Below are 11,861 nucleotides of genomic sequence, written 5' to 3'. Positions count from 1 at the left end.
GGCTCGCCCATAGGCTTGCCGCCCGGACCATAGGGGAATGGCGTAATGGCAACGGTAGACCGCTGGCTGCTGCCAGATGGCATCGAAGAAGTACTGCCACCGGAAGCGGCGCGCATTGAAGTCGCGCGTCGTCAGGTGTTGGATCTGTTCCAGAGCTGGGGTTACGAGTTTGTCGTGACTCCCCATATCGAGTACCTGGAATCCTTGCTGACCGGCGCGGGCCAGGACCTCGATCTGCGTACCTTCAAGGTCATCGACCCGCAATCGGGCCGGCAGATGGGTTTCCGTGCCGACATCACGCCGCAAGTGGCGCGCATCGATGCGCATACCCTGCGTCGCGAAGGTCCGAGCCGTCTGTGCTATGCCGGCAGCGTGCTGCACGCTCAGCCACGCGCCTTGTCGTCCTCGCGCAGCCCGATTCAACTGGGCGCCGAGTTGTACGGCGATGCCAGCCCGAGCAGCGACGTGGAAGTCATCAGCCTGATGCTGGCCATGCTGCAACTGGCCGACGTGCCGGAAGTGCACATGGACCTCGGTCATGTCGGCATCTACCGTGGCCTGGCCCGCGCGGCCGGTTTGTCCGGTGAAGTTGAACAACAGTTGTTTGATGCGTTGCAACGCAAGGCCATCGATGAGGTCATTACCTTGACCGAAGGTTTGCCTGCCGATCTGTCGGGCATGCTGCGTGCGTTGGTCGATCTGTGTGGTGGCCGTGAAGTGTTGAGCGCTGCTCGCGAGCGTCTGGCGAATGCGCCGGCGCCGGTTTTGGCGGCACTGGACGATTTGCTGGCGATTGCCGAGCGTTTGTCCTCGCGTTTCCCGGAACTGCCGCTGTACTTCGACCTGGGCGAGTTGCGCGGCTACCACTACCACACCGGTGTGGTGTTCGCGGTGTTCGTGCCGGGCGTTGGTCAGTCCATCGCTCAGGGCGGTCGTTACGACGACATCGGCGCTGACTTCGGTCGCGCTCGTCCGGCAACCGGCTTCTCTACCGATTTGAAAACCCTGGTGACCCTGGGGCGTGCTGAAATCGAGCTACCGTCTGGCGGTATCTGGATGCCTGACAGTACGGATGCAGCACTCTGGCAGCAGGTTTGCCAGTTGCGCAGTGAGGGTCAGCGTGTCGTTCAGGCATTGCCTGGGCAACCTTTGGCCGCCGCCCGTGAAGCGGACTGCGACCGGCAATTGATTCAGCAGAACGGGCTTTGGCAAGTATCGCCACTGGCTTCTTGAGTTTTCCTGCCGGCCCTTGGCCGGCACCAAGTTTGCGCGAATGAGGACAAGTGTTATGGGTAAGAATGTCGTAGTCCTGGGCACCCAATGGGGTGATGAGGGCAAAGGCAAGATCGTTGATCTGCTGACCGAACATGCTGCCGCCGTAGTGCGCTACCAGGGTGGCCACAACGCTGGTCACACTCTGGTGATCGATGGCGAAAAAACCGTCTTGCACCTGATCCCGTCGGGCGTGCTGCGCGAAGGCGTGCAGTGCCTGATCGGTAACGGCGTGGTGGTTGCTCCCGACGCTCTGCTGCGGGAAATCATCAAGCTGGAAGAGAAAGGCGTACCGGTGCGTGAGCGTCTGCGTATCAGCCCGTCCTGCCCGCTGATCCTGTCCTTCCACGTTGCGCTGGACCAGGCCCGTGAAAAAGCCCGTGGCGAGCTGAAGATCGGTACGACCGGTCGCGGCATCGGCCCGGCTTACGAAGACAAGGTTGCGCGTCGTGGCCTGCGTGTTGGCGACCTGCTCAACATGCCGCGCTTTGAAGACAAGCTGCGTGAACTGGTGGATTACCACAACTTCATGCTGGTGGGTTACTACAAAGAGCCGGCCATCGAATTCGAAAAGACCCTGGCTGAATGTAAAGAATACGCTGAGCTGCTCAAGCCGCTGATGCTGGACGTGACGGCCGAGCTGCACGACCTGCGTCGCGCCGGCAAAGACATCATGTTTGAAGGCGCCCAAGGTTCGTTGCTGGACATCGACCACGGTACCTACCCGTACGTGACCAGCTCTAACACTACCGCTGGTGGCGTTGCTACCGGTTCGGGTGTTGGCCCGATGTTCCTCGACTACATCCTGGGCATCACCAAGGCTTACACCACGCGTGTAGGTTCGGGTCCGTTCCCGACTGAACTGTTTGACGAAGTCGGTGCGCACCTGGCCAAACAAGGTCACGAGTTCGGTGCGACTACTGGCCGTGCCCGTCGTTGTGGCTGGTTTGACGCTGTTATCCTGCGTCGCGCTATCGATGTGAACAGCATCTCGGGCATCTGCCTGACCAAGCTGGACGTACTCGACGGTCTGGAAACCATCAACATCTGTGTCGGCTACAAAGATGCCGAGGGTAACGCTGTTGCCCCGACTGATGCTGACAGCTACGTGGGTCTGCAGCCTGTGTACGAAGAAGTGCCGGGCTGGACCGAGTCGACCGTGGGTGCCAAAGCCCTGGAAGAGCTGCCAGCTAACGCACGTGCCTACATCAAACGCGTCGAAGAGCTGATCGGTGCGCCGATCGACATTATTTCGACGGGCCCGGACCGCAACGAAACCATCGTTCTGCGTCACCCGTTCGCTTAATAAGTCGTTGATGTAAAAAACAAAGGGCCCTTAATCGGGCCCTTTGTCGTTTATGCCTGTTGGACGGCATGACCTTTGCTGTGATCTTCATTAAGAGCGCGTCTTCTGGCGTGCCATCAATTTAATGGCGTCAAAGCAGAGGGATATCAAGTGTCGGCGGTTCTCTCATTGTTACAAAGCCGTCTATTGCGGCCTGTGTTCGTTACCCTTGGTATCGCCCTTTTGGTGCAGGTGCTGGTGGCTGTTGCTCTGACGCGGAGCACAGTGACTGCACTGGAAGCAGATTTGGGTGTGCGCCTGGGTGCCGACAGTCAAAAACTTTCCGGCGAGCTGGAGCAGGCGGGACGTGAAGTTACGTCGAGCCTCGACAACCTCTCCACCAGCACGCGTCAGCGCCTCACGGCCGGTTTGTCCTCGCGGCTGAAGGACGAGCAGGTGCAGCTGCGTGCGACCCTGGAAAAGGACCTGAAGGACTCCGCCAATGATATGGCGCAGCTTCTTGCTTCCGTCGCCCCCCGCGCCATGTGGGACAGCGACGTTCCCACCCTGTCCGAATTCGCCCGCCGGGCCCAGCGCAATCCCAACGTGCTGTTCGTGATCTATGACGACGCAACGGGTCAGCACCTGACGCGCTACCTCAATCGCGAAAACCCGATCAACAAGGCCCTTCTGGAGAAAGGCCAGGGTGAGCGTGCGCTGGATAAAGTGCTGGATGCGGCGAAAAACGATCCATCGGTCTACTACGTCGAAGCCTCGATCAACCCTAATGGCGTGGAAATCGGCAAAGTCTTGATGGGTGTCTCCACTGCCTCGGTGGAAACCGATCTGGTGGCGTTGGACAAGCGTTTCTCTGCACTGATCTCCAGTAGTGATCAACTGGTCGGCGACAGTCTCAAAGGCGCGGCGGCTGATAGCGCCACCGCGATGCGGGCGCGTTTGACGTCTGCTCAGTCCACCGCCTCGGAAATGAAAGCCAACACCACCAGCACCGTGCAGGAGGCTGCGGCGACCTTGCGCTGGCGCATCGGTATGGGCCTGGCACTGGTCGGTTGCGGTGTGCTGCTGTTGCTGGCGGTCGTTTTGGGTCGGCGCGTAGTCAATCGCTTGAAGCTGCTGATCGCCGCGATGGACGACCTGGCGGCGGGCGAGGGTGACCTGACCAAACGCGTGCAGATCAACAGCAAGGACGAAATCGGCGACATGGCCTCGGCGGTCAATCGCTTTGTGGATAAGTTGCAGCCGATCGTGCGCGAAGCGGGCGATGTGGCCCAGCGCACCGGCGTGGAAATCGGCGCCATGACCCTGCGTAACGCCGGTGCCGATGCGGCGGCGGGCATGCAGCGTGACGAAGTGGCCGAGAGTCTGCGCGCGCTGTCGCAAATGGCTGATGAAGCACAATCCGAAAGCCACGCCATGCAGGCAGCCTTGAAGCAAGTGGTGGACATCCGTTCGGCCACCGATGAAAACACCCGGACCTCGGCGAAGGTCGGCAGCCTGATCGAAGCGTTGGCTGGGCAAGTCGATACCGGCGCGAAAGTCATCGAGCGACTGGCGCAGCAAAGTGAGCAGATTGAAGTGGTACTGACCGTGATTCACGGGATCGCCGAGCAAACCAACCTGCTGGCGCTGAACGCTGCCATCGAGGCGGCGCGTGCCGGTGAGACTGGTCGCGGCTTTGCCGTAGTAGCGGACGAAGTGCGAGCGCTGGCGAGCAAGACCCAGAGTTCCACGGGCGACATTCAGGCGCACATCGTGGCGTTGCAGCAAGGTGCGCGTGAGGCGGTGGAAGTGATCGGCCAGGCCGGTCGTCAGGCCAGCGAGGGTTTGCTGGTGTTGCGTGACAGTGCGCAGTTGCAGCAATCGGTGCAGGTGTCGGTCGAACAGGTACATGCGGCGATTGGTCTGGCGACGCAAGCAGCGGCTCATCAGGCGCAGGGCGCGCAAGCGGTGCGGGGCCGGGTTGAAACCATTCATGCACAGGCTGAGAAGGCGGCACAGGCGGTGGTGGAAACCACGGCCAGCGGCAAGGTGCTGGATGGCCTGGCGGCGCAGCTCAAGGCGAGCCTGGGGCAGTTCAGGGCTTAAGATTTGTATTGGCGGGCCTGACGCCTTCGCGGGCAAGCCTCGCTCCTACAAGGGTTGTGTAACCCCCTGTAGGAGCGAGGCTTGCCCGCGAAGCTTTTCAGCGGCTCAAATACATCCGGGTTGTTAACAGGTACACGGGCAACCCCGACACCAATATCAACAACGCCGCATAAGGCGCCGCCGCTGCAAATTCCACATTCGCGGTATGCGCCCAAACCTCTGTCGCCAGCGTATTGAGCCCGGTCGGACTCAGTAGCAGCGTCGCTGTCAGCTCCTTCATCGCATCCAGAAACACCAGCGCAAACGCCGCGCCCAGCGCCGGGAAGATGATCGGCAGCGTCACCCGACAAAACGCGCTGAACGACGAGGCGCCGAGCGTGCGAGCCGCCTCTTCCAGCTGCGGAGCAGCCTTGTTCAGTGCCGTGCGAATCGGTGCCTGCGCCAAGGGTAGAAACAGCAGCGCATAAGCGATCAGCAGCAACGCCGATGTCTGGTACAGCGCCGGCACATAGTGCAGGGCGAAATACACCAGCGTCAGCGCAATCACCAGCCCTGGCAGCGCATGTAACAGGTACGGCAAACGCTCGGCCCAGATCGCCAATTGGCCTTTGTAGCGCACCACCAGCAGTCCCACTGGCACCGCCAATACCAGGCACAGCGCGGCGCCACCCAGCGAAAGCGCAAGGGACGACAGCAGCGCCTCGCTGATCGCCGCCACCGGAAACGCTGCCGACGAACCTACCGCCAGCCAGTACACCAGCATCCCCAGTGGAATGCCGCTGCCGATGATCGCCAGTGCCAGACAGTAAATCTGCCCAGCGGCCGCCCAAGGTCCCAACTGCACCTGTTCCGCCTGTCGCGCCGCGCCCTGGCCGGTGCGCACGTGCCGGCCCTTGCCGCGAACCCGCAACTCAAGCCACAGCAGCATCAGGCATAGCGCCAGCAATACAGCGGACAGCATCGCCGCATTGGCATTGCTGAATTCCAGTTCGAATTGCTGATAGATCGCCGTGGTGAACGTCTGCAAGCCGATGATCGACAGCGCGCCGAACTCAACGAGCATGTGCAGCGCGATCAGCAGCGAACCGGCGAGCAGCGACGGCCACAGCAGTGGCAGGGTGATCCTGAAAAACACGCCCCAGCGATTCTGCCCGAGCGTCCGTGCGGACTCTTCAAGCGAAGGATCGAGATTGCGCAGGGTCGCCGCCACCGGCAGAAAAATCAGCGGGTACTTGGACAGGGTCATCACCAGAATCGCCCCGCCCAAACCCTCGAAGTGCGCACTCAGCGAGACCCAAGTAAAGCTGCTGACAAATGCTGGCACTGCGAACGGCAAGCACAGGATCACGCCCCACAATCGACGGCCTGGCAAATTGCTGCGTTCCAGCAGCCAGGCCAGCGACAAACCGATCACGCCACAGGCGACCGTTACGCCGACCATCAGCTCCAGGGTGTTGCGCAGCAAGCCAAACACGTAGGGCCGCCACAGCAAATGCAATGCCTGGGCCCAACCGGCCTGCCAGGTCTTTAGCCCGACATACACCAGCGGCAACACGCTGAGCAGTACCAACAGCAAAACCGGCAGCAGCAGCCAGATCGACGGCCGCTTGCGCCGTGGCACGTAACTCCCGCGCACGGCTGGGGCAGATGGCGGTGCGCTCATCAGTTCAAGCCAACGTCGCGTTCCAGGTCCAGGGCTTCTTCGGCGTTGCCGAGGTCGGCTGGCGTGACTTTCGGTGCTTCAAGCTCGCTGAACGGCTTGAGGCCGCGGTCCGATTCCATGCCTTTGTGCAGCGGGTATTCGGCGGTGGTCTGGGTGATCACGCGCTGACCTTCTTCGCTGGCCATATAGGCGAGGAATTGCTGGGCTTCTTTTGGATGTTTGCTGGACTTCAGCACGGCTGCACTCGAAACGGTGATCAACCCGCCGACGTCGCCGCCAGTGAAGTAATGCAGTTTCGAGTCGAGCTGGCCTTTTTCGCGTTGCAGGGCGAACCAGTAGTAGTTGTTCACCAGCACGGTCGCGACTTCGCCGTTTTCCACGGCTTTCAAAGCGACCATGTTGTTGCTGTAGGTCTTGCCAAATGCGCGCAAGCCGGTCAGCCATTCTTCAGCTGCATCCATACCGTGCACTTTGATGATTGCCACGGCCTGTTCCTGGAACGCACCGCTGGTGGGCACGAAGCCAACCTTGCCTTGCCATTTCGGGTCGGAGAATTCCATCACCGATTTGGGCAGGTCTTTTTCGTCGATCAGTTTGGGGTTGAACGCAACCACGCGGACTCGCGCGGTGATGCCGATCCAGGTGCCATTACCGGCGACGTAGTCTTTCGGCAGAACGGCGAGGGTGGCGGCATCGGTTTGTGCCAGCAGGCCTTGCTCGCCGAGTTTGTTCAGCGGTGGCGATTCTTCGGTGTAGATCACATCGGCCGGGGAGCGATCGCCTTCTTCGACGATCTGGCTGGCAAGCTGGTTGCTGCTGCCTTTGCGCACGTTGACGTGGATACCGGTCTTGGCTTCGAAAGCTTTGGCGACGGCGTCGCCGACTTCCTTGTGTTGACCGTTATAGAGTGTCAGGGAAACTGGATCAGCAGCCTGGGTGAGGGGGGTAGCGAGTGCCAGGCCGAGCAGGGTGATGGTCAGGCCGCGGCGCAGGGTATTTCGAAACATCATTCGCAGGGTTCCTCACTGTCGCATTGCAAAAACTTGCAACAATGATAAACGATATTGTTTCTCAAGTGCGCCTTGCGGAGGTTGGCCAAACTCCTGTAGGAGCGAGCCTGCTCGCGATGGACGTGAACGATGACGCTTGCTGTCTGGCTAAACGGGGCGCCTGTGAGCTCATCGCGAGCAGGCTCGCTCCTACAGGGTGCGCGTTGTTTTTCGGATGCCAGAAACGCAAAAACCCGCTTTCGCGGGTTTTTGTGAAATTCCAGAGCAAGCTCTGAAATTTGAATTGGTGCCCAGAAGAAGACTCGAACTTCCACGACCTTGCGGTCACCAGCACCTGAAGCTGGCGTGTCTACCAATTTCACCATCTGGGCATAATCTTCAGCGTTGCCGCTGTTGATGTGGCGCACTATACGGAGAGCAGTTTGATCTGTAAACCCCTGATTTGGTTTTAATAAATCAGAACCGTAGAATGCAAAAAACCCGCTTTCGCGGGTTTTTGTGCGAGCCTTGAAATTGATCTAATCTCAAGCTCAAAATTGGTGCCCAGAAGAAGACTCGAACTTCCACGACCTTGCGGTCACCAGCACCTGAAGCTGGCGTGTCTACCAATTTCACCATCTGGGCAGTATCGGCAACGTCTCCGTCGTCGATGGCGCGCACTATACGGAGCGTCTTTTTAACTGTAAACCCCCAGCATCAAAAAAACCTGGAAAATTTTACCAGCGGCATTTAAATCAGCTTTGCGCTGTCGATAAAGGGCTTTAGATGGGCTCTCGTAGCCTGAAATTTCCCGTTTCATTACGCCTATGCCAAACTAACCCGCATATAGACAAGGTGAAAACTCTCTAATGGCCGATTGGCAGTCCCTCGATCCCGAGGCCGCTCGTGAAGCGGAAAAATATGAAAACCCTATTCCTAGCCGCGAACTGATCCTTCAGCACCTTGCTGATCGGGGTTCGCCTGCTAACCGCGAGCAACTGGTCGAAGAGTTTGGTCTGACCACAGAAGACCAGATCGAAGCCCTGCGCCGCCGCCTGCGCGCCATGGAGCGCGATGCTCAACTCATCTATACCCGTCGTGGCACGTATGCGCCGGTGGACAAGCTCGACCTGATCCTTGGCCGCATCAGCGGTCATCGTGACGGCTTCGGCTTCCTGGTCCCGGACGACGGCAGTGATGATCTGTTCATGAGCCCGGCGCAAATGCGTCTGGTGTTCGATGGCGACCGTGCCCTGGCCCGTGTTTCCGGTCTGGACCGTCGCGGTCGCCGCGAAGGCATGATCGTCGAAGTGGTGTCTCGCGCTCACGAAACCATCGTTGGCCGTTACTTCGAAGAGGGCGGTATCGGCTTCGTGGTGGCGGACAATCCGAAGATCCAGCAAGAAGTGCTGGTGACGCCAGGTCGCAATGCCAACGCCAAAGTCGGTCAGTTCGTCGAAGTGAAGATCACTCACTGGCCGACGCCACGCTTCCAGCCGCAAGGCGACGTGGTCGAAGTCGTGGGCAACTACATGGCGCCGGGCATGGAAATCGATGTCGCCCTGCGCACTTACGATATTCCGCACGTCTGGCCTGAAGCGGTCTTGAAAGAAGCCGCCAAGCTCAAGCCGGAAGTCGAAGAGAAAGACAAAGAGAAGCGCATCGACCTGCGCCATCTGCCGTTCGTGACCATCGACGGTGAAGATGCGCGCGACTTCGATGACGCGGTCTACTGCGAAGCCAAGCCGGGCAAGCTGCGCCTGTTCTCCGGCGGCTGGAAGTTGTACGTGGCGATTGCCGACGTTTCCAGCTACGTGAAGATCGGTTCGGCGCTGGACAACGAGTCCCAGGTTCGCGGCAACTCCGTTTATTTCCCGGAGCGCGTGATCCCGATGCTGCCTGAGCAGCTGTCCAACGGACTGTGCTCGCTGAATCCACATGTCGATCGTCTGGCCATGGTCTGCGAGATGACCATCTCCAAATCCGGCGAGATGACTGACTACTGCTTCTACGAAGCGGTAATTCACTCCCATGCCCGTCTGACCTATAACAAAGTCAGCACCATGCTGGAGACGCCGAAAGTTACCGAAGCGCGTCAGCTTCGCGGCGAATACACCGACGTTCTGCCACACCTCAAGCAGCTCTACTCGCTGTACAAGGTGCTGCTGGCGGCCCGTCATGTGCGTGGTGCGATCGATTTCGAAACGCAGGAAACCCGGATCATCTTCGGTTCCGAGCGCAAGATTGCCGAAATCCGTCCGACCGTTCGTAACGACGCGCACAAGCTGATCGAGGAATGCATGCTGGCGGCCAACGTGGCCACTGCCGAATTCCTGAAGAAGCACGAAATTCCTGCGCTGTATCGCGTCCACGATGGTCCGCCACCGGAGCGTCTGGAAAAACTGCGCGCCTTCCTTGGCGAACTCGGCCTGTCCCTGCACAAAGGCAAGGACGGCCCGTCGCCGAAGGATTACCAGGCCTTGCTGGCAAGCATCAAGGACCGTCCGGATTTCCACCTGATCCAGACCGTCATGCTGCGTTCGCTGAGTCAGGCGGTGTACAGCGCTGATAACCAGGGCCACTTCGGCCTGAATTACGAAGCCTATACCCACTTCACCTCGCCGATCCGCCGCTACCCGGACTTGCTCACGCACCGGGCGATCCGCAGTGTCATCCATTCCAAGCAGGACACCCCGCACGTTCGCCGTGCCGGTGCGATGACCATTCCGAAGGCGCGTATCTATCCGTACGACGAAGCCGCGCTGGAACAGCTCGGCGAGCAGTGCTCGATGAGCGAGCGCCGTGCCGACGAAGCGACCCGCGACGTGGTGAACTGGCTCAAGTGCGAGTTCATGAAAGACCGCGTGGGCGAGTCGTTCCCGGGTGTGATCACCGCCGTGACCGGTTTTGGCCTGTTCGTCGAGCTGACCGATATCTACGTCGAAGGCCTGGTGCACGTCACCGCGCTGCCGGGCGATTACTACCACTTCGACCCTGTGCATCACCGCCTCGCCGGTGAGCGCACCGGTCGCAGCTTCCGCCTTGGCGACACCGTTGAAGTACGCGTAATGCGCGTCGACCTCGACGAGCGCAAGATCGACTTCGAGATGGCTGAAAAAACCATCAGCGCACCGATCGGCCGCAAAAAGCGCGGGACTGAAACCGCTGCACCTGCTGGCAAGCCTGCAGCAGAGCCGGCGCCGGCGAAAACCGGTCGTCGTCCTGCCAAGGAAAAAGCGGTCGAAGCCTATCGCCCAAGCGATGCGGCAGCGAAAAATGCTTTGCTGCGCAAAAGCCGTGAAATGAAGCAGGCGTTGCTGTCTGAAGCGAAAAGCGGTGGTAAAGCGGCGTCTGGGGGAAAGACCGGACGGTCGGCGCCTGACAAGGCTCCCGGCAGCAAACCGAGCAAACACCGTAAAGGCCCGCCGAAAGCGGGCTCGGCCCCAGCCAAAAGCGGCGGGGCGCGTAAACCTAAGGCCAAGTCATGAGTCAGTTGGAAAAAATCTACGGCGTGCATGCGGTAGAAGCATTGCTGCGTCACCACCCGAAACGCGTCAAGCAGATCTGGCTGGCGGAAGGCCGCAGTGATCCGCGGGTTCAGACGCTGATCGCGCTCGCGGCCGAAAACCGCGTGGCCGTCGGCAATGCCGAACGTCGCGAGCTGGATGCCTGGGTTGAAGGCGTGCACCAGGGCGTGGTGGCGGATGTGAGTCCGAGCCAGGTCTGGGGCGAGGCAATGCTCGACGAGCTGCTCGATCGCACCGATGGTGCACCGCTGTTGCTGGTGCTCGACGGCGTGACCGATCCGCACAACCTCGGCGCTTGCCTGCGTTCGGCCGATGCGGCCGGTGCGCTGGCGGTGATCGTGCCGAAAGACAAGTCGGCCACGCTGACTCCGACGGTACGAAAGGTTGCGTGTGGCGCGGCGGAAGTGATTCCGTTGGTCGCCGTAACCAACCTGGCGCGCACCCTGGAAAAACTCAAGCAGCGCGGCTTGTGGGTCGTCGGTACGGCGGGCGAAGCCGAGCAGAGCCTGTATCAGCAAGACATGACCGGGCCGACCATCCTGATCATGGGCGCGGAAGGCAGCGGCATGCGTCGCCTGACCCGCGATCTTTGCGACTACCTGGTGCACCTGCCGATGACCGGCAGCGTCAGCAGTCTCAACGTTTCCGTGGCGACCGGCGTCTGCCTGTTCGAGGCCCAGCGCCAGCGCAGCGTAAAAGCCGCCACTGGCAAGAAGCCCTGACACTCCCTTGTAGGAGCCGGCTTGCTGCGGGCGGCGTTCCGACGATCCAGGTGACGCGGTCCATTTGAAAGACCGCATCGCCTGAATCGCCAGCAAGCCGGCTCCTACAGGTATGGGGTTGTTGGTGGTTGTTCAAATAATCACCAATTGCCTTGCACCTCTTCTGTCCCTTCTCTACAATTGCGCCCCTTGCTGTGACGGCAGGCACGCATGTGTCTATCGCAAGCAAGTCCATAAGTGTCATTCACTCCTTGTCTGACCGCTTTTGAGCGGCAGGCTACAACCCGTAAGGAGCAT

7 protein-coding genes and 2 tRNA genes are annotated in these 11,861 nt (G+C 60.1%); 5 read left to right on the top strand and 4 right to left on the bottom strand.

Annotated features, from left to right (window positions below):
- Positions 1–45: 45 nt before the first annotated feature.
- From ACYZUC_RS17515 to ACYZUC_RS17505, 3 genes are all read left to right on the top strand, one after another.
- The gene (locus ACYZUC_RS17515) at positions 46–1,233 is read left to right on the top strand and encodes an ATP phosphoribosyltransferase regulatory subunit (protein WP_461989464.1); all 1,188 of its coding nucleotides are present in this window, start codon (positions 46–48) and stop codon (positions 1,231–1,233) included.
- Between the two features lie 55 nt (positions 1,234–1,288).
- Positions 1,289–2,578 (top strand): adenylosuccinate synthase, encoded by a 1,290-nt coding sequence (locus tag ACYZUC_RS17510; RefSeq protein ID WP_008035326.1) that lies wholly within the window; start codon positions 1,289–1,291, stop codon positions 2,576–2,578.
- Positions 2,579–2,728: 150 nt separating this feature from the next.
- Positions 2,729–4,663 carry a methyl-accepting chemotaxis protein gene (locus ACYZUC_RS17505; protein WP_192226926.1) on the top strand — a complete coding sequence of 645 codons (1,935 nt, stop codon included), beginning with the start codon at positions 2,729–2,731 and terminating at the stop codon, positions 4,661–4,663.
- A gap of 97 nt (positions 4,664–4,760) precedes the next feature.
- Here ACYZUC_RS17505 and ACYZUC_RS17500 read toward each other — a convergent pair whose 3' ends face one another.
- From ACYZUC_RS17500 to ACYZUC_RS17485, 4 genes are all read right to left on the bottom strand, one after another.
- A complete protein-coding gene (locus ACYZUC_RS17500) occupies positions 4,761–6,326 on the bottom strand; it encodes an ABC transporter permease (RefSeq protein ID WP_461989463.1) in 1,566 nt (521 codons plus the stop codon).
- Positions 6,326–7,336, bottom strand: coding sequence for an iron ABC transporter substrate-binding protein (locus tag ACYZUC_RS17495; protein ID WP_192226928.1), 1,011 nt, complete (start codon positions 7,334–7,336; stop codon positions 6,326–6,328). Before ACYZUC_RS17495 ends, ACYZUC_RS17500 begins: the two co-directional genes overlap by 1 nt.
- Positions 7,337–7,620: 284 nt before the next feature.
- Positions 7,621–7,707 (bottom strand) — tRNA-Leu (locus tag ACYZUC_RS17490).
- Positions 7,708–7,873: 166 nt separating this feature from the next.
- A tRNA-Leu gene (locus ACYZUC_RS17485) sits at positions 7,874–7,960 on the bottom strand.
- 224 nt (positions 7,961–8,184) lie between these two features.
- On the opposite strand from ACYZUC_RS17485, the gene rnr reads away from it, so the two are divergent.
- A complete protein-coding gene (gene rnr, locus ACYZUC_RS17480; RefSeq protein WP_461989462.1) occupies positions 8,185–10,803 on the top strand; it encodes a ribonuclease R in 2,619 nt (872 codons plus the stop codon).
- Entirely contained in the window at positions 10,800–11,564 is a 765-nt protein-coding gene (gene rlmB, locus ACYZUC_RS17475) for a 23S rRNA (guanosine(2251)-2'-O)-methyltransferase RlmB (RefSeq protein ID WP_192419680.1), read from the top strand. The genes rnr and rlmB overlap by 4 nt, the downstream gene beginning before the upstream one ends.
- The last annotated feature ends 297 nt before the right edge of the window (positions 11,565–11,861 follow it).

Source organism: Pseudomonas sp. GT1P32 (assembly GCF_054897805.1).
Note: the sequence above shows the minus strand (reverse complement) of the source record. Positions and strands in the feature narration are given on the sequence as shown.

Bases quoted from the DNA above. Each gene is read 5' to 3' on its own strand.
- ACYZUC_RS17495 (WP_192226928.1), bottom strand. From the start codon at position 7,336: ATGATGTTTCGAAATACCCTGCGCCGCGGCCTGACCATCACCCTGCTC.
- ACYZUC_RS17515 (WP_461989464.1), top strand. From the start codon at position 46: ATGGCAACGGTAGACCGCTGGCTGCTGCCAGATGGCATCGAAGAAGTA.
- ACYZUC_RS17510 (WP_008035326.1), top strand. From the start codon at position 1,289: ATGGGTAAGAATGTCGTAGTCCTGGGCACCCAATGGGGTGATGAGGGC.
- ACYZUC_RS17500 (WP_461989463.1), bottom strand. From the start codon at position 6,326: ATGAGCGCACCGCCATCTGCCCCAGCCGTGCGCGGGAGTTACGTGCCA.
- rnr (WP_461989462.1), top strand. From the start codon at position 8,185: ATGGCCGATTGGCAGTCCCTCGATCCCGAGGCCGCTCGTGAAGCGGAA.
- rlmB (WP_192419680.1), top strand. From the start codon at position 10,800: ATGAGTCAGTTGGAAAAAATCTACGGCGTGCATGCGGTAGAAGCATTG.